This is a genomic window from Streptomyces sp. NPDC033178 (assembly GCF_055577685.1).
In genome coordinates, this window is sequence record NZ_JBVIPT010000046.1 from 1 (window position 1) to 17,340 (window position 17,340).

Genomic DNA, 17,340 nt, shown 5'->3' on the forward strand with positions numbered 1-17,340 from the left:
ACTTCACCCGCCACAGTAGAAGGACGCCTACCCCGCCCACACCGTCAACCAGTGTTCTCCCAGCTCAGGGCTTCCCTACAGGAGAGCCACACCCATCTCAGCCTGGCCGCCTCCCTGGTGAGCCTCACCGCGGCCGCTTCCCTCACCCAGGAGCAGGTCACCTGGGTCTCCCACCTCGCCGGCCAGTCGGAGCCGCACCGGCGCGGCGCGCAGCAAGAGGTGACGGGGCGCCCGGTCACGGAGCAGCAGGCCGTCGTCGAGGCCCTGCTGGAGCGCGGCCGCCGGGAACAGCAGAGCGAGCCGCTCGTGGAGTCCCTCCTGTACATCGCGAACGCCACCGAGGATCTGCGCCGCCGCATCGCCGACGGCCTGTGGGACATGCGCAGCAACCTCACCCCCGGCTCCGCCCTGGACATCGCCGACAGCGACAGCGTGGAACTGCGCGACGTGGCGGTACGCCTGGCAGAGGCGACGGACATCGACCCGATGGTGCGGGAAGCAGCCAAGGTGGAACAGGAGGGCCCCTGATGGGCACCTCGGGCTCCTATGGAGGCAGCGGCTCCGCCGAATGGAGCGCGGCCCATGACGCTTTCGACGCTCTGCCCGCCACCGGAACGGGATCCGCCAACTCCCCGGACACCACGGACCTGCCGGACAGCCAGCAGCAGCTCCTCGACGACGTTGTGCAGGCGCTGGCCAACGCGCTGAACAAGGACGACGCGGACCACGGCACGGTGCCGGCCGGAGGCTATCCGCTCTCCGCCCTGATCGCCCCGGCCCGCGGCGGCGGTGGCGGCGGGGGAGGGGCCGGGGGAGCGGCAGGCCCGGGCCGTGTCGGCGGCGGATCGCAGCGCCAGGTACTCAAGGGTTCCTCGCGCGGTGCCGCGGCCCTCGCGGGGGCCTACGCCCTGCGCAACGGCGATGCCACGCAACTGCGCGAACTCGGCCTGGACTTCACCGAGCTGAGCGGCCTGCCACGGCGCACCCAGATCTCCCGCATCCTGCAGGCCGTCCTCGGCGACGCCGGGCACCCCGACGAGGCTGCCCTGCGCAGAGCCACCGTCAAGCACGTCAAGGATGTCCTCCTCGCCGCCGCGCCGCCCACCCCGGAAGACAGCCTGCGCAGTCTTGTCGCCGAATGGATCTATGAACTCGGCCTGGTCGAGCTCCAGTCCCAAAAAGCCAGCGACAACCTCACCCCCGAGGAGGCCGTCCGCAAACAGGGCTGGCTGCGGTCCTGGCTGCAGCGCAAAGTACGCCACATCTCGGTGCCTGACACACGCCGTATGACCGTCAAGGAATTCACCGCCACAGCAGCGAGAGTGACGAGGGAGGCACTGCGTATCCTGCGCGCAGGACGCTCATGACGACCGCCTACGAAGTACTGCCGCATGACGGACAGCAGCACGAGCCCTCCGCGCTGGCCCTGCGCTGGCCCCGTACCCGCACCGACAGCCCCACGCCGACCGTCACCTGCACCCTTGGCTGGGACCTCGACCTCCTGGGCTCCGCACCGGCAGCCGCCGCCGACCTCGTCCGCATCGCCGCCTCCGCCTACCTCGCCGACCGCAGCGCCCGCCGCCCCACCACCTTCGCGCGCACCATCGACCTCACCGTCCACACTGTCGACCCCGATCCCTGGAACGCCGCCTCCGGCCGGCTCGCCGAAGAACTGTTGTCCTGGCTCACCGGCGACGCCTGGCACCTTCACGCCGTGCCCGCCGTCCCCGGCAGCCACCCTCCGGCGCCTGTGCCCGACGCCGACGACGTGATGCTCCTCAGCGGAGGACTCGACTCCCTGTGCGGCGCCGCGGACCACCTCGGCGACACGGCAGCGCGCATCCACCTCAGCCACTACGACGGCAGCACCGTCATCCGCCACGCTCAGCAGCAGACCAGCGCCTGGCTCAGCGACCGTGCACGGCAGCCGCTGCGCCACCTCAGCGTGAAGCTCTGCCAGACCCATGCCGCCGCGGAATCCTCCTCACGCAGCCGCAGCCTGCTCTTCGCCGCCCTGGCCTCAGCTCTCGCCGCCGGCGCTTCGAGCCCGCAAGTGACCGTCCCGGAGAACGGCTTCACCAGCATCAACCCGCCCCTGACCGCCGCCCGGGGCGGCGCCCTGTCCACCCGCTCGACCCATCCGGGCACCTTCGCCCGCATCAACGAGCTCCTGGCGAGCCTGGGCATCCCGGTGACGGTGGCCAACCCCTACGCCTACCTCACCAAGGGACAGCTCCTGGCACGGGCCCTGGACCGTGCGGGCCCATCCCTGCTGCAGGCGGGAGCGGAAACCCTCTCGTGCAGCAAACTCGACGGCAACTGGTACCCCGGCGGAGACCCCACCCTCAACTGCGGCCTGTGCCTGGCCTGCCTGGTACGCCGGGGAGCATTCACCGCGGTCCCCCACCACGACACCACCACCTACCTCGTTGATCACCTCACCGGCCAAGCGCACCAGCTGCTGCTGGAGCGCCGCCGCAAAGACGTCCACGACGTGCGGCAGGCCATCGCCCGCGGCATCGACGACACCGACATCCTCGCCGTCGGTGAACTTCCCCCCGACACCGACCTCGACGCCGTCGTGGACATGTGCCAACGAGGCCTGCAGGAGCTGAACCATGTCCCGCTTCCCTGACGGACTGCCACCGCTCGACTGCCACGCCCACATCGCACCCGATGTGACCCCCGCGCAGATCGACGCCCTGAACGGAGCCGTCGTCTTCGCCGTCACCCGCACCCCAGCCGAAGCACACCACGCCAGCCGGCGCGCCGACGCGCGCCTGGTGTGGGGATCCGGCGTACATCCCGGCGTTCCCGAAGCACTCGACGCCTTCGACCTACAGCAGTTCCGTGCCACCCTGCGGCACAGCTGCCTCATCGGGGAAGTGGGCCTCGACCGCCGGGGCAATCTCGAGCGGCAGCGCACCGTACTGGCACAGATCCTGAAGGCAGCAAGCGACCAGCCCGTCCTGCTGTCGCTGCACAGCACCGGACGGACCGGCCCCCTCCTCGACCTGCTGACCGACCAGCCGCACCCCGGAATGATCCTGCACTGGTTCCTCGGCAGCCCCACCGAGCGGCAACACGCCATCGACCTGGGCGCCTACTTCTCCGTCAACGCCGCCATGCCCGACGACATCCTGACCTCCCTGCCCCTGACCCGCCTGCTGCCTGAGACCGACTTCCCGGCCAGCCGACGCGCCACCGGCGCAGCGCGCCCCGGCCACATCGACCGGCTCGAACAACGCCTCGCCCAACTCCACGGCGTCACACCGGAACACCTCAGACGACGCTTCTGGCAGAACCTGCGCGAACTGACCACCCGCACACACGTCCTGGACAGGCTTCCCGAACACGTCGCGGACTGGGCCCTGGAAGCCTGACCCGCAGCCCGCGAGCCACCGGCGTCACTCACTCCGGCTGACCCGCTCGGCGACCCGTGGATCACTGCGCAGGGGCTCCGGCAGCACACAGCCGTGCAAACCTCGGGCCGCAAGAACCTGTTCAACCGTCAACCCCCGCGCGTCGGACAAGTCCGCCCCCGCCAGATCGGCATCCGCCAGATCTGCACCGTCGAGCTGCGCCCGACACAGAACGGCACCATTGAGCGTCACCCCTTGAAGATGAGCCCCCCGCAGGTCAGCCCCCGGCAGCCGGGCCTTCGCGAGATGACGCCCCGCGAGATCGACCGGCGGCCAGGAACCTCCCCGGCGCCGTGAACCAGGTGCGGTGAGCGCCCGCAGCGCCTCCTGAACCAACTCGCCGGGTTCCTCCGGAAGCCGCACGGACGCCAGACCACCCGGCGTACCGGCAGGCTGTGTGTGGTCCCGAACCAACGCATTCAGCACCCGCGCGGCATGCCTCCCCTGGTCAGGAGCATCCTGGACGATCTGTTCCAGCGCCAGAACACCCCCGATGCGCACATACGACTCAGCCGACCCCAGCCGCTCCAGCGCCTTCGTGAAACGGTCCGTCACCTGCCCGCGACGGCTCAGCCGGTAGGACCGGGCGGTATAGATCAGGGCGACGCCGGCACCGACGGCCGCAACGACCTGCACCACGGCCAGCCGGACCTGTCCCACTGCCGCCGACCGGGCCGCGCCGTCCATCGACGACCAGTCCTGCCCGGCCAGCCAGCGCGCCAAGCGCCGGCTCAGCGGAGTGAACATCACGACCAGCACTCCAGCCAGCCCGGCCACGCCCAGCACAGCCGTCAGGGCTGGCCACACCTTCTTCAACCTCATGACCCGGTTTCTATCGCGTCCACCGCACCGAGGGCGACCCGCCCCCGCCCGCACACCAGTCCCCAGGGCGCAGGAAGTGCCTTCGCCTCCACATGCCGCCGGCCATCCTGGACGTGTGCGCATGCGGGAGGATCCGCAACTGGTGTGCAGGGTCAGCCTGTTCGTGGCCATCTGCGCGGAGGTGTTTACCGCAAGACCTGCCGCCGCGCAGCGGGTTCGTGACTTTCCGCCACCGGGAGTGAAGGCCCGGAAGGATGAGCTGTGGTACCAGGGAGCAGGCCTGTTGCGGGAGAGCCCATGGACAAGACGAACCGCGCCGACCATCGGCACGATGCCGCGGCGCAGAGACTACGGTCCAGCCCGCCGTCCCGGGCACACCTCACATGCGAACTGCCCGCACCGTTTCCCGAAGTACTGGACCGGCTGACCTACGCGACCATGGACGACTGCCGACAGTGCCGGCCCGCCCTGCTGGACCGTGTCGCGGGCGATGCGCGAGCGACGCTGGAGCTGGTGTCCTGGGCCTGCTTCCTGACGTCGGAAACCTACTGCGGCATTCCGCCGGAGCTCGTCGCCGGCATCGAGCCGCCAGGCGCCCCGTTCCGCGCCTCGGCCACCTTCCGCGCACTGGCCCGGCAGTACGGCGCACACGGGCGGATCAAGGACACCGCCTGCATCCACCGCACAACAGCACAGCGCCGCGAAGCGGCGGACACCGCCGTCACCCTCGTCGTCGGCCTGTCCCGGTGGCAGGCGGACTTCCTCTACCAGTGACCCCGCTCCCCTGAACGCGCAAGAGGAGACAACCCGCTGTCGCCCGGCTTACCGGGCATCGCCGCGATGCAACTCCAGGCGGCGAGCGGGTACTTGGCCGGCGAACCAGCGATCTTCATCCTGCAGCCCCACACCCTGCAGGTCCGCGACGCCCAGGACCAGGTCGAGATCCCCGACACCCTGGAGTTCCTGGTGCGGCGGGCAGGCGGACAACAGCTCACCACGACGTCACTCTCCGCTCCCCAGCACATCCCAGGCTAGAGCGCCGAGCTGCGCCTGCCCGAGGGGGCCCTCGTGATCCGTTTCCCGGACACGAGCCATCTCTATGACGGCTCCCTGCGGTCCGGGCCCACCTGGCAGCGCGCTGTTGCCACCACCGGCGACGTCGTCGTCATCACCGGGCCGATGGCCGACGTGGACTGCATCGACCCCGCGATCCACGCCGGTCTCACCAGCTACGTACGCGTGCCGCTGTCGATCGAACGCTGACGGCCCGGGCCAAGGCTGTGCCCACGACGGGGATGCGGTTGTCGGCGATGGCTGGCGAGTCCTCACGGCAGTTCCCATGCTTGGAGCCAGCCGCTGCAGGTGGAGACGAACATCATGCGGTCATCGACGGCTGGCTGTCCGCAGCGCTCCTCGCTCCACCGTACCGGCAGCTGCTCCGTACTCCGGTGGGTGCGTGGGTCCCAGGCGTGCAGGATCCCGGTACGGTCGCCGGCCCAGATGCGATCGCCCGCCATGAACGGCGTGGTGGTGAAGGCGCCACTCGTGCTCTTGCGCCACAACTCGCTGCCGGAGTGCGGATCGAGGACCACCAGTCGGCTCGGGGCGAACGAGGCGATGTAGACGCCGTCGTCAGTGACCAGGGGAGCCGTACTGATGCGCCGTGCGGCTTGAACGTCCCACCGCAGGCGTCCACCCTGGGCCTCCCAGGCCAGCACCCGGCCGCACCGGGTTGTCAGATGAACCGCCGTGCCCGCATGCACCGGTGCGGCTGCCGCTTCGCCGGTCAGCTTGTGGCGCCACAGCAGCGCTCCGCCGACGCGGTCCAGGGTGACGATCTCCTGCTTGCGATCCGGTGTGTCGACAACGGCGGTGAGAACCTGGTCGCCGACGCTCCAGTGTGCGATGGCGCACGAGCCGCTCGCCCAGCGCCACACCGTATGCCCGCTCCTCGCCTTGAAAGCAGCGAGAACCTGCTGTCCGTGCGTGGATGCCGATGGGGCCTGCAGCAGCGCGAACACCGTGCCGCCATGAGCGTAGGGCGCCGTCGCGAGGGGCAGGCGGTCCCCGGCGCCCGACCACAGCACCGCTTTCGAGGCGACGTCGTAGGCGCTCAGCCCCGTCGTGGGATGCGCGGCGAACAGCACCCCGTCCGACACCGCGGCCAGGCCGTCCTGCATGCGCAGACCCAGCGGCGCGCTGCGCTGACCGGTGCTCAGGTCCCATGCCCGGGCATGGCCCAGAGAGCCGGAGGCGAAGCACGCCCCACCGGCGACCACCGGCCTGTGTCCGCCGCCGGCCTTCTTGCCCCAGCGCTGGTCGCCGGAGTCCGCATCGAAGGCGAGCATCCAGCAGCCGTCCACGACCACCACGGTGTCGTCGTGCACCTGGGGCTGGTGCGCCGCCTCGGACAGCAGACGGGCCTTCCACTGCATCCTGGCGCGTGCACGGCGCTGGCTCGGCCGTGGCGTTCGCGTCGCTGCCGGCCGGGCGGGCGCAGCAGCGGTGGGGGAGGGCAGGCGCGCCGGGGCGAAGCAGTCCAGTGTCTGCAGGTCAGCGTGCAGCCGGGACAGATCCACCACCGCGCCGCCTGGAGCATAGGCACCTACCTGCTCCGCTAGATGGGCGAACAGGGTGTGCGCCGCGTCGTTGCTGTGCTGCGGCGTCACGGCCCGCAGATGTTCGACGCTGTAGGTCCGGTCCGTGCAGTCGGCGCCTTCCAGGCGCATCTCGATAAGACGCAGGGCTGACAGCAGCCGCCAGGTCTCTCGCGCCGCCTGCGCCGACGGCTCGGGGGTCAAGGAGGCAATGATCGCTTCCAGCTGGGTCAGCCGGTTGCGTACTGCTGCCTGCAGGCTGCCCGGACGGTGCAGCCGGTCCTGAAACTCCGTCCAACTGCCCGCCGCCGAAGCCATCTCAGCCAACGCTTTGAGCTGCTGAGCGGGAACACAAGAGGGCACTACGGCCAGGGCGAGCTTCCAGCGGCCGCTGTCCACCAGCGCCCGTTGGGCGCGCGCGACGTCCAGGAAATCGCCGATGAGCTTGACGGAATCCGCCTCGCTCGGCACCAGCTTCGGCTTTCTGCGCACCCCGATGGACAGCACAACTTCCCTCTTGTTGGGCGCTGTTCCGACCACCACGATGTCGTCCACGCGGCTGACGGAACGCGCCTGAAAGCGGATCCGGACCGGCGTCACGGCATCCCTCAGGCCGGGCACCGGTGTCCCGGTCAGCAGATGTGACAACAGCACCGCTCCATAGCGGTGTTCCAGGACAGTCCCGCCACCCCCGGTGGAGTAGGGGCCGGCCCCGGCCACCCCCGGCGATCCGTCCTGCAGCAACGCGGCGCGCAGAACGGGTAGCGCGGCCGGGGTGCCGATACCACGGCGGTCGGACATGTCCCTCCCGGTGTCTGTGACAGCCGGCGCACGAGGAGCGGCCCGGCCAAGGGAGAGTGGCCCGGCACGCGCGCACGCGCCGCGTGCGCGAAGCCACCGGACCGTCGCGCTGTCGGCGCACTGCCCCCGCCTGGGCAACGCGCCACCGAGCAGTCGGTTACCGGCTCTTTGACACCGACGGCCAGTACCCGGGCCCCAAGACGCCCGCCCGCGTACGGGTGGACGCTGCTGATGCTTCTGCTTCCCCCACCGGCACGCAGGGACACGGACCCAGTGGCGCCCGTCGGATGACCCGAAAGCGAAGGCGGCGCGGGCAGACAGCGTTGTGAAGCGCAAAAAGGGCGGAACGCGGCGGTCGGCGTTGTCAGTGGTGCCTGAGACAGTGATGGGATGGACAGTCAGGCAGAGCGGGTTTTCGATGATGCGGTCAGGACCGGCCGTAGGAACGCCGTCACCGTGGAGATGGCCCGCCGCCACTGTCTGAACATGACGTTCACCGAGTTCGGTGGCCAGGGAATGGCCGAGGCGGCCACCGGCTTGCCGATCAACATGCGCCAGGTGGGCTGCCTCGTGGCGCACGGAGGTGCCAGCGCGAACCTGGACTGGATTGCTGGCGAGTTCTACGAACAGCACTGCGTGGGATGCACTCATCGCCGTCCCACGGGCGACGTGCCGAACCTCGCCACGGTCATGGACGAACACAGGGAAGCCGCGGCCAGAGCCGAGGAAGCCGAACGAGCCGAAACAGCGCGGCGCCACCACGTGTGGGAGCAGCGCGCCGAGTACCGCCGGGGTGCGCAGGCGTCATCGGACACGGCGATGGCCGGTGCGCTGGACGATATCGGCGTCCTGGACCAGGAGCCTGGTACGGAGCGGGACAAGGCGGCCTGCGACGGTGCGTTGCGGCGGTTGACCGCGCTGGCGGAGCGGGCGCCGGAGACCTTCAGTACCGTGGTGATCGAGTTGGCCCTGGGTCTGGTGGCCGACGTGCACGTCTCACAGTTGTTGACGCCGCTGCGGCACGTGGCCCGCGTCCGTAGTGAGTGTGCCGCGGATGTTGTGCGGGCGGCCCTGAACACCTTGCGACGCGGTCCGGTTGAGGAGGCTGGCCGCTGTGTGGCCGACCTGCTGACTCCTCGCGACGCCGGCCAGCTCGATGAGGCGGCGGTCCGGTCCTTGGTGTATCTCGCTGAGCCGCGAAGTCGGCGTTTCGGGTCTTACGAAGGCGGGACCGGGGACGCCAGCGGTCTTCGTGTGGCAGCGGGAGCGTCCACTCAAACCGTGGCCGCCGTACTGACCGGCATGCTGCCCGCCCCCCGACCGTCCGTGTCGCTGGTGGTGCCTGCCGGAGTGCGGTCCGCGCCCCGGACAGGAAGAGAGGCCGAGACCGATCGGCGCGCTGCCGCAGCTGCCGTACGGGCCCTGGCGTTCACCCACGCGGACGTGGCGGGTCCGCTCGTGCAGACAATGCTGCTGAATCTGGGCGTTGACGGTGACCACCACGACGACCCCGCGCCGGTGGGCACCCTCCAGCAAGCTCTCGCCACCCTGCTCGTCCTGGCGGTGGGTGACGTGCCTGCACAGCTCGAGCGGACCGGCAGCACAGCCGGAGACACCGTGCGTCGGCGTCTGTTCGGTGTCCTGGAACAAGCCGGCAGCTTCATCGACCCCGGATACAGGTTCCGGACCGCCAGCGATCCCCAGCTCGATGAGAGCAGGCAGCGCACCGTCTTCGAGTATCTGCTCTCCACATGCCTGACCCGCATCGGGGGAGACTGGGGCGACGACGTACGCGTCCCGGCCGCGGTTCTGACCGAGCAGCTGGCCCAGACCCACCCGGCCTGGGCCCAGCCGTACCTTGCTGCCCTCCTGGGCACGGCCCTGACCGCCATCGACACGCTGGATTCGGCGGACACCGCACCCGCCCCGCTCCTGGCCACCCCCGAAACGGTCCCGCCCCAGCTGCGGTTCCTCGAACGGATGGCCTACCGGCAGTCGCTGGCGTCCAGCATCGCCAGGCTCCTGGACGCTTTGGAACACATCGCCACCGTCGACGTGACGGCCGTGTGCGGGGCGGTCATCGACACCATCGCCGACGAACGTGACAGCCAGCGCGGACAGGCCATCGTGCCGCGGCTGCTGCCATTGCTGGGAGAACTCGGACGACGCCACGGCGACCATCCCGGCCTGCTGCGGATGATCCTCCCGCTGCTGCACACCTACGTCGTCGACTCCGACGTCGCCTCACGGTCGGCCGCACTGAGCGCCTGGGCGGACATCGGCGGCGCCCACCGTCTGCCCTCCAGCATCTCCGATCTCCTGCCGGCCCTGCTCACCGACTTCTACATCGGCGTCATCGACGGCGTTCTCGACACCGCCAGGCGTCTGGACTGGAGCACCGAGGACACCGCCGCTCTGCTGGCCTATGCACTGTCGGTCTGCGCGCACGTCGACCCCGCCCGGTTCCCGGACACCGTCAAGAAGGCCATGGCGGCGGCCTCCAGACTCTCCCGGGGCAACGAAGCCCTCAGGATCCGTACGGAACAGGAGATTCTCCGGCACGCCGCCAATCTCGACCGCTACGACCTGCGCGACGCCCTGAGCCGTGACTGGCATCCGCAGACCGCCGCCACTGTGGCCATGGCGAAGCTGCGCCTGCGCCAGGTGCGCGACCCGAACACCAACGACCGGTTCAACGCCCACGACAACCGGCAACTGTGCGCGCTGCTGGACTGCGGCCCGGGCCTGGCCGGCCTGCCGGTGGGGGACCTGAAGGCGGCTGCCCTCGAACTGGGGCCGCACCGTGTGTTCGGCGCGGCCGAATACGCCGAGGTCGCCTGGCGGGCAGCCCGTCCGGCAGATGCCGCCGCCGTCATGAACACAGTCCTGGAGGCGATCCCCGATGAGCCCGCGTTCACCGGCCACCGGTCGTTGGCCTCGTTGATCGCCGCCGCGGCCGCGTTTGATGAAGCCGCGGCAGCCCAAGGCGACACAGGTGGGGCCGCCCTCGCGCTGACCCGAGCCGCGCACACCCTCGGCGGAGACGGTGATGCCCGCGCTCTGGCGGAGCAGGCCCGCACCCGTGTCACAGTCCGCAGCCTTCTCGCGGGCCACGAGCTGGGACCGGCTACTGGCTCAGACCAGGACGACGCAGACCAGCGCCCCGGCCATTCCAGCAGCGATCCGGCCGCCGCACTTCGTGCCCGCGCCGCCCAACTGCGCGCCGCCGCGGACACGCTCAGGGGCCAGTGCCAGGAGGCAACGGCGACTGCCGCCTACGTGCGGTGTTTCGCCGGGCTGTGCGAGGTGGCCGCCTTCCTGATCAGGCTCGACGCAGCCGAACTCGACGCCGACACAACCGAGATGGCCGCGCTGGCCACTGCGGCCCGCCGACGCGCAGCAGCCGCCACCACCGACGTTGAGAAGCGATTCGACGACGCCGACCCGCTGGCCGGACCCGTGCGGGCCGCCCTCAAGCGGGCACAGGCTCTCACCGACGCCAGCGGCGTCGCGGACCTTCTTACCGACTGGGCCGCCCTGCCCCTGCCCCTGGTGATCGCCCATGGCCCGCGCCGCACGCCGCTTTCCCCCGGCACGGCGGCCACGGACAGCGACCCGGACGACCAGTCGGCTGTCGCCGTGGTCCTGGCCAGCGTGGACGGACACCTCATCACCGGCCCGCAGGTTTTGCGCCCCTCGACGGTCTACGAACTCCGCCTCGACGTACGCACCGGCCCCTGGCCCGAGTGGGCCGAGACCCTCGAAGCCGAACTCCTCAGCCACTTCACCCCCAACGAGGCGGAAACGCCCGCCTACCTCTGGCCGCGCCCGCCGAACCCGGACGACACGATGACGCTGAGCGCCACCGGCACGCTCATCCTCCGCTTCGGACTCCCGGCCGGCAGCCCCGCTCCGCCGTTCCTGGTTAATCTGCGCTGGCGCGGCACCCGGGACGGCAAGCCGGTCATCCAGAGCCTCGACGTCGCCGGGCACCGCGAGATCCGCTGCCGGCCCTTCGACGCCTCGCGCGACTTCCTGACCAACTTCCCCGTCTTCGACGAGCGGCTACTCACCCTCTACGAACGCCTCCACCACGCCGGCTACCAGGAGGACCAACTCCAGGCCTTCTGCCGCCTGTTCACCGCCATCTGCCGCACCGGGCTCACCATGACGTGGAACAAGCAGTACAAGCGCGGCAGCCACGTGACCGAACGCAAGTTTCACGACGACCTGTACAAGGAACTGCAGGCAGAGCCGGAACTCGGCGGGCGCCTGGAGCGGAACAGCCCCCTCGCTCTCGGCTACCTCGACGTCCGGCACGACGGAATCACCGCCGAACTGAAAGTCGAACGCAAAACCCCGGTCACCCAGGAGAGCGCCCCAAAGTACATGGGGCAGCCCACCCAGTACGCAGCCGCCGACGGCGCACGCCTGTCGATCCTGTGCATCCTGGACATGAGCCGTAAGGCATCACCCGTCGGCGTGCCGGAGAACTACCTCTTCACCCTCCAGCCGGCCCTCCACGGACTGACCAACCCGGAGGCGCCCTCACTCGTCGCAGCCATTGTCGTCAACGGCAACCTGCCGACCCCCAGTACATGGTCGCGCCGCAAGACACCCACACAGCCCGCCTCCTTGCCCTGAAATCGCCCGACACCTGGCCGCCTGTGCGGAGGATCGAAGCTCTGGCCGACTGCCTTGAACCGGATTGCTGTTCGTGTGGCTGCCGCGTCATGCCTGCTGCCACCGGTGCGGCTCTAGCTCAGGCGGTTCACCTACTCCTGGAGGGGCTGATGGGGCACCCACGGTCAAGCCGGGGCGGATCCGGCGACGTTGCACCGGGGCAGACTTGAGGCGTTCGTGGTGCGCCCGCCGGGTGGAGACGCATTCCCTGGGCGGGGGACTGGGATGTGCTGGTTGCTCTGGCCGGCGCGCCGTATACGGTGACGGCCCTCGGTAACGGTGAGGCAGGTGTCCGGCAGGAGCACCTGGCCGAGGAGGTCGTCGAGTCGGCCGCTGCTCGGATCTGGCCCCTGCTGCTGGAAGGTGCCGCGTACTCCTATCTGAGGGCGCTGGCCGCGGTGGGGTACTTCTGCCGGGAACTGCCGCAGGACACGAAGTGGGTGAAGGCCGCACGCGGCACCTGCCCTTCACCATCGTCACTGGCACCAAACCCGGCCTCGCCGCACAGGCTCAGCAGTGTCGCGACGGCGTGCGGACTCGCCGTTGTCCCCTGCGCGGTCTGGGCGGGGCGGCGGCGGGTGATACCGCCGCGGCTGAGCCTGGGGCGGTCATGGAACTCACCCGGTCTTCGCACGTTCGATCTCATACTGCGGCTCGAAGCGCTCGGCAACGACAACCAGATCGCTGATCCGGGTAGCTGGCGGACCGTGGTGATGGACGGCGGTGCCCGCCCTTTCGGCGCCCGGTTGTCAGTGCCGACTCCTAGGCTGTTGTGGATGGAGTGTCTGGGGAGGCGTAATGGCGGATGAGGCAGCTGCAATGCGGGGCCTGTGGCCGGACGTGCTCGAGGCGGCAAAGAACCGGCGGCGATTTACTTGGATCTTGCTGTCCCAGAACGCGACGGTGTTTGCCTGTGACGGCCTCACACTGACGCTGAGCATGACCAATCAGGGCGCCTACGACAATTTCGTCTCCACGGACTCGCGTGGTGTTCTCGACGAGGCGCTGGTGCACGTCCTCGGTACTCGCCCTGCTGTCGAACTGTTGGTGGACGGGAAGGCACCGTCCGCTCTACCCCGCTCCACACCTGACGGCCGGGCGACGCAGGTTCAGGTGTCCGTCGCGGTCATACCTTCCGAACCCACCCCACAGCGGCCCGGGCCGACGACGGACACCTTGCACCTTGTCCTGGCCCAGACCGCGTTCTTGATGCACGAGCAGGGGAACAGCCAGGCCGCTGCGCTGCTGACGGACGTCGAAGACGTGGAACTGGTCCCCGGCAACCGGTTCGGGGACTGGGAGGACGCCGTCCTCATCGTGCCGCCGTATCTCGTTCCCCGGTTCACCAACGAGGTCACCGCGGCGATCCAACCGGTGTTCGACCACGTGGCCGGACGGCACGGCCTGGAGATCGGCGGTGTTACCGCCGCACCCGCGCTGCCCGACATCGGTGACAACTGGCGCCAGACCCTGCAGCAACGACTGGCGAAGGGAGCATCGTCCAATCAGGCGTCCAGAACTCGCGCCAGGGAAGCCGTCCCCACATTCAGCACGGAAGGCTTCGTCTTCGACTCCCGGGAGGAAGTGCTCGTCTATGAGGCGCTGAAGAGGGCCCAGGCCGCGCTGCCTCAGGATTCCACGATCTCCATCTTCCCTCTGCCGATGGGCCGGGTCGGCGTCGGCAACTCCTGGACACCGGACTTCCTCGTCGCCGTGGCCGGATGGGTAGGGATCGTCGAGGTCGACGGCCCGCATCACTACAAGCGCTTCGGCGCGGACACCACACGCGACCGTCACTGGCGCAACAGCGGGATCGTTCATATCGAACGCATCCTGGTCGAGGAGACCAGCGCCGATGCCGATCTGGACGCTCTGGTCCGCCAGTTCCTCACTCGTCTGCGTGAATACCGCTGACACCAGCCAGCAGGTTTGGGCGGATCGCTCCGTTCGGTCTCACCGACCTCGCCCTGATCCGGCAGGCACGACGATGGCCGTACGTGGATTCCCCGAGGGCCGGCTGCGCCAGGTTCTGCCCCGGACCCGCAGCTTCTCCCAGGTAGGGCCGTCGGCAGCCACGAGCGATGGACGACGTTCTGGCCGCCTGCATCGGGTAAGGCAGCGGACTCGCTCGCCGAATGAGCCCACCTCGTCGCACCGTCGTCTGCGGGACCTGCGCCAGCTGGGAATAGCGCTATCGGCCCTGCCCCTCAAGGGAGTGGCGGTATAGGGGCCTTGCTGGGGTGCGATGGTCCTTGGCCCGGCTGGAGACGAGGCGCCTCCAGCGCCAACGTGACGCAGTGGATGTTCTGGTGACCGAGAGAGCGGACGGCTCTATAGATGTCAGTGGTGCCACTGCGGCGGTCCGTTCTGGTGGGCGTCTTGCCGAGGCCCGGTGCCCGACGAGGTCGCTGCCGGATGCGAAACAGGACTGTTCGCCGGAAGAGCCCTCCTCGCCGCAGGCCGATGCTGCGGTGGGCACGGCTCGTTGCAGCATCGGCCTGGCTGCCTTGCAGTCAGCCCGTTTGCGCGCTGCCGGAGTCCTCGGCACTGCTGTCGCGGGCCCGGTCGAAGACCGGGCGGACGGCGCGCACCTTGCTGCTCAGATCGTTCAGCATGGTGGTCACGGCCTGCGAAGCTTGGGCTTCGGAGCATTCTTGCCGGTCCCGCCAGTGCTCGACGATTTGGTTTCCGTCGGGTAGCCAGCGCTCCGTCGTGATGACGGAGTGTAGGCGCAGACGCCGGCCGTCGAGGACCTGGACAGCCGAGGCCGCCACCTGTCGGCGTACTCATGTATGTGCAGAACCGCGTACGGATGAACGTGCAAAGCAAGTAGTCGCCGGCTGGCGCTGATTGCCATGCGAGAGGATGGGTCGGTGGATCTTCGTTACTTCAATCAGACCGGCTGGACCGCCATCTTCAGTGGCACGGAAACCGAGATCGGCCGCATGGTGCGGGTGGAGGCCTGGGACCCGGCAACCGGAACGGCTCTTGTGGTCGACCCCAAGCGAGGCGCCATGCGTCCCGTCACGGACTACGAGGACTTCTCCCACCTTGAGAAGGCCGACCAGGTTGTAGCCGCAGTGCCGGGTGGCGGGTGGCGGGCCCACTGGAAGGACGAGGGCCCGGGGAAAACCCCGCTGACGGAGCAGGTGCTCGCGTGGCTGATCACCTCGCAGGGACGGGCAACGGCCATCACGATGGACGCTCACGGGCATGTTGACGATGCCGATAGCGCCGACGCTTTCATCCCGCCGGGCGAGGAACTGGGGCAGGCTTGAGACTCCTGATCAGGCGACTTCGTTCTCGCGCTCGATGGCCTTGAGGCGGTTCTTGAGCCGGTATCTGGGGCCGTTGATGGCGATCACTTCGCAGTGGTGCAGGAGGCGGTCGAGGATGGCGGTGGCGAGGACCTCGTCGCCGAAAACCTGCCCCCATTCGCTGAAGGTCTTGTTCGAGGTGAGGATGATCGAGCCCTTCTCGTAGCGCTTGGAGATGACCTGGAAGACCAGGTTCGCCTCGGCGCGTTCGAGGGGCTGGTAGCCGACTTCGTCGACCACGAGGACGCCGGGCCGCAAGTAGCTGCCGAGTTTGCTGGTCAGTCGACCTGCGGCCTCGGCTGTCTTGAGGTTGCGGACCATGTCGTCGAGGCTGGTGAAGTAGATCGAGTATCCGGCCCGGCAGGCGGCGACCGCGAGGGCGACGGCGATGTGTGTCTTGCCGACCCCGGGTGGCCCGAGCAGGGCGGCGTTCGCCTTGGCTTCGACAAAGGACAGTGTCGCGAGATCTTTGACCTTGCGCGGGTCGAGTTCGGGCTGGAAGGAGAAGTCGTACTCGTCGATCGTTTTGTGGTGCGGCAGTTTCGAGGTCCGCAGTCCGCTGCGGAAGCGGCGATCGTCCCGGACCGCGAGTTCCTTGGACAGCACCAGGTCGAGGAAGTCGAGATAGCCGAGTTTCCCCTCGTCGGCCCGGCGGGTGTACTCGTTGATGGTTTCTGCCAGGTGGGGCAGGCCGAGCTTGCCTGCGGTGGTGCGGATGCGGGTGCTGACCAGCTCGCTCAAGAGGATTCCTTCGTCGCTCGGTTGGTGGTGAAGGGGCGGGTGCCGGTGAGCTCGTCATAGACCGACAAGGGCCGGCGGCCGACCTCGACGCGGGTGGCTGCGGCCCGGTTCAGCAGGGCCTGCAACGGGCCGGTCTCCTCACCGCGGGGGCGGGGCCGCAGCGGGACATCTCCGGTGGTGGTCCGGCGTCCCTGGCCGGTGGGCAGGCCGTCCCAGTGCTTCTCCTCGACGACACGCACCCCGCGCCCGACTGCCCGCTGATGCGACGCCAGGAGCGTCTCGCCACTGGCGTCCGGAGCGGTGGAGTGCAGCATGACCTGTGACTTTGTGGCCCGGATCTCCACCAGCTGTCGGGGTCGGACGCGGCGGGCGGGCACCGAGTAGAGGTTGCCGCCGAAGGCGACCAGGCAGTCCTTGCCGACCGGCCGCAGATGCCGCTCGGCCACCAGATACGGAGTCGGCGGCAGCGGTTTGAGGGCCGCGTGCTCACGGGCCGCCCGTTCGCCGATGACCTCCCGGTGCGTCTTGTGGATCTGAGACCGCCGCCGGGGCACCCAAGCCGTGAATGCGGCGTCCATCTCCTCGACGGAGGAGAAGGCCCGGCCGGACAGAACATGGTCGCGGACGATCAGCACCTGGCGTTCGACGCGGCCTTTGCCGGTGGGCCGGTAGGCGGCCAGGACGTCGATGTCGAAGTCGTAGTGGCCGGCGAAGCCGACCGCCTCCGGGTGCAGTGGCACCGCCTCTCCCGGGGCGACGTGGCGGCGGACGACGGTCTTGGTGCGGTCATAGACGATCGTCATCGGCACCCCGCCGAAGTGGGCAAATGCCCGGCGGTGGCAGTCGAAGAAGGTCTGCAGGTCCTAATCCGTTGCTAAGGGCGTTCCGAGGAAGCGGTTGGTTCCCGGGATGTTCGAGTGCCGGACCGTGACACCTGGTGGCTGCCGGGCGGGCAAC

15 protein-coding genes are annotated in these 17,340 nt (G+C 69.3%); 11 read left to right on the plus strand and 4 right to left on the minus strand.

Annotated features, from left to right (window positions below; all coding sequences use genetic code 11):
- The first annotated feature begins 51 nt into the window (after positions 1–51).
- The 4 genes from ACZ5VQ_RS49000 to ACZ5VQ_RS49015 are packed head-to-tail and all read left to right on the plus strand — an operon-like array spanning position 52 to position 3,383.
- The gene (locus ACZ5VQ_RS49000) at positions 52–528 is read left to right on the plus strand and encodes a hypothetical protein (protein ID WP_469110710.1); all 477 of its coding nucleotides are present in this window, start codon (positions 52–54) and stop codon (positions 526–528) included.
- The gene (locus ACZ5VQ_RS49005) at positions 528–1,367 is read left to right on the plus strand and encodes a hypothetical protein (protein ID WP_469110711.1); all 840 of its coding nucleotides are present in this window, start codon (positions 528–530) and stop codon (positions 1,365–1,367) included. The genes ACZ5VQ_RS49000 and ACZ5VQ_RS49005 overlap by 1 nt, the downstream gene beginning before the upstream one ends.
- On the plus strand, positions 1,364–2,635 hold the full coding sequence (locus ACZ5VQ_RS49010; protein WP_469110712.1) for a hypothetical protein: 1,272 nt from the start codon (positions 1,364–1,366) through the stop codon (positions 2,633–2,635). Before ACZ5VQ_RS49005 ends, ACZ5VQ_RS49010 begins: the two co-directional genes overlap by 4 nt.
- Positions 2,619–3,383, plus strand: a complete 765-nt coding sequence (locus ACZ5VQ_RS49015) for a TatD family hydrolase (protein ID WP_469110713.1) — start codon at positions 2,619–2,621, stop codon at positions 3,381–3,383. Before ACZ5VQ_RS49010 ends, ACZ5VQ_RS49015 begins: the two co-directional genes overlap by 17 nt.
- Before the next feature lie 24 nt (positions 3,384–3,407).
- On the opposite strand, the gene ACZ5VQ_RS49020 is transcribed toward ACZ5VQ_RS49015, so the two are convergent.
- Positions 3,408–4,244, minus strand: a complete 837-nt coding sequence (locus tag ACZ5VQ_RS49020) for a pentapeptide repeat-containing protein (protein ID WP_469110714.1) — start codon at positions 4,242–4,244, stop codon at positions 3,408–3,410.
- A gap of 297 nt (positions 4,245–4,541) precedes the next feature.
- Here ACZ5VQ_RS49020 and ACZ5VQ_RS49025 point away from each other — a divergent pair, with 297 nt between their 5' ends.
- From ACZ5VQ_RS49025 to ACZ5VQ_RS49035, 3 genes are all read left to right on the plus strand, one after another.
- Positions 4,542–5,018 (plus strand): hypothetical protein, encoded by a 477-nt coding sequence (locus tag ACZ5VQ_RS49025; RefSeq protein ID WP_469110715.1) that lies wholly within the window; start codon positions 4,542–4,544, stop codon positions 5,016–5,018.
- Between the two features lie 66 nt (positions 5,019–5,084).
- Positions 5,085–5,279: a hypothetical protein gene (locus ACZ5VQ_RS49030; protein WP_469110716.1), complete on the plus strand. Its 195-nt coding sequence runs from the start codon at positions 5,085–5,087 to the stop codon at positions 5,277–5,279.
- 33 nt (positions 5,280–5,312) lie between these two features.
- Positions 5,313–5,507 (plus strand): hypothetical protein, encoded by a 195-nt coding sequence (locus tag ACZ5VQ_RS49035; RefSeq protein ID WP_469110717.1) that lies wholly within the window; start codon positions 5,313–5,315, stop codon positions 5,505–5,507.
- A gap of 62 nt (positions 5,508–5,569) precedes the next feature.
- Here ACZ5VQ_RS49035 and ACZ5VQ_RS49040 read toward each other — a convergent pair whose 3' ends face one another.
- Positions 5,570–7,642, minus strand: a complete 2,073-nt coding sequence (locus ACZ5VQ_RS49040; protein ID WP_469110718.1) for an outer membrane protein assembly factor BamB family protein — start codon at positions 7,640–7,642, stop codon at positions 5,570–5,572.
- 390 nt (positions 7,643–8,032) lie between these two features.
- Here ACZ5VQ_RS49040 and ACZ5VQ_RS49045 point away from each other — a divergent pair, with 390 nt between their 5' ends.
- From ACZ5VQ_RS49045 to ACZ5VQ_RS49060, 4 genes are all read left to right on the plus strand, one after another.
- Entirely contained in the window at positions 8,033–12,286 is a 4,254-nt protein-coding gene (locus tag ACZ5VQ_RS49045; RefSeq protein ID WP_469110719.1) for a hypothetical protein, read from the plus strand.
- Positions 12,287–12,552: 266 nt separating this feature from the next.
- Positions 12,553–13,134 carry a hypothetical protein gene (locus ACZ5VQ_RS49050; RefSeq protein ID WP_469110720.1) on the plus strand — a complete coding sequence of 194 codons (582 nt, stop codon included), beginning with the start codon at positions 12,553–12,555 and terminating at the stop codon, positions 13,132–13,134.
- On the plus strand, positions 13,124–14,239 hold the full coding sequence (locus ACZ5VQ_RS49055) for a hypothetical protein (protein ID WP_469110721.1): 1,116 nt from the start codon (positions 13,124–13,126) through the stop codon (positions 14,237–14,239). Before ACZ5VQ_RS49050 ends, ACZ5VQ_RS49055 begins: the two co-directional genes overlap by 11 nt.
- 959 nt (positions 14,240–15,198) lie before the next feature.
- A complete protein-coding gene (locus ACZ5VQ_RS49060; RefSeq protein ID WP_469110722.1) occupies positions 15,199–15,603 on the plus strand; it encodes a hypothetical protein in 405 nt (134 codons plus the stop codon).
- A 9-nt stretch (positions 15,604–15,612) separates the two neighbouring features.
- Here ACZ5VQ_RS49060 and istB read toward each other — a convergent pair whose 3' ends face one another.
- A complete protein-coding gene (istB, locus tag ACZ5VQ_RS49065) occupies positions 15,613–16,383 on the minus strand; it encodes an IS21-like element helper ATPase IstB (protein WP_469110723.1) in 771 nt (256 codons plus the stop codon).
- Positions 16,380–17,186 carry a Mu transposase domain-containing protein gene (locus ACZ5VQ_RS49070; protein WP_469110724.1) on the minus strand — a complete coding sequence of 269 codons (807 nt, stop codon included), beginning with the start codon at positions 17,184–17,186 and terminating at the stop codon, positions 16,380–16,382. The genes istB and ACZ5VQ_RS49070 overlap by 4 nt, the downstream gene beginning before the upstream one ends.
- Positions 17,187–17,340 lie beyond the last annotated feature (154 nt).

Excerpts from the sequence above, each read along its gene's own strand:
- ACZ5VQ_RS49040 (WP_469110718.1), bottom strand. The coding sequence starts at position 7,642 with ATGTCCGACCGCCGTGGTATCGGCACCCCGGCCGCGCTACCCGTTCTG.
- ACZ5VQ_RS49010 (WP_469110712.1), top strand. The coding sequence starts at position 1,364 with ATGACGACCGCCTACGAAGTACTGCCGCATGACGGACAGCAGCACGAG.
- ACZ5VQ_RS49030 (WP_469110716.1), top strand. The coding sequence starts at position 5,085 with ATGCAACTCCAGGCGGCGAGCGGGTACTTGGCCGGCGAACCAGCGATC.
- ACZ5VQ_RS49045 (WP_469110719.1), top strand. The coding sequence starts at position 8,033 with ATGGACAGTCAGGCAGAGCGGGTTTTCGATGATGCGGTCAGGACCGGC.
- ACZ5VQ_RS49025 (WP_469110715.1), top strand. The coding sequence starts at position 4,542 with ATGGACAAGACGAACCGCGCCGACCATCGGCACGATGCCGCGGCGCAG.
- ACZ5VQ_RS49005 (WP_469110711.1), top strand. The coding sequence starts at position 528 with ATGGGCACCTCGGGCTCCTATGGAGGCAGCGGCTCCGCCGAATGGAGC.
- ACZ5VQ_RS49070 (WP_469110724.1), bottom strand. The coding sequence starts at position 17,186 with ATGACGATCGTCTATGACCGCACCAAGACCGTCGTCCGCCGCCACGTC.
- ACZ5VQ_RS49055 (WP_469110721.1), top strand. The coding sequence starts at position 13,124 with ATGGCGGATGAGGCAGCTGCAATGCGGGGCCTGTGGCCGGACGTGCTC.
- ACZ5VQ_RS49020 (WP_469110714.1), bottom strand. The coding sequence starts at position 4,244 with ATGAGGTTGAAGAAGGTGTGGCCAGCCCTGACGGCTGTGCTGGGCGTG.
- ACZ5VQ_RS49015 (WP_469110713.1), top strand. The coding sequence starts at position 2,619 with ATGTCCCGCTTCCCTGACGGACTGCCACCGCTCGACTGCCACGCCCAC.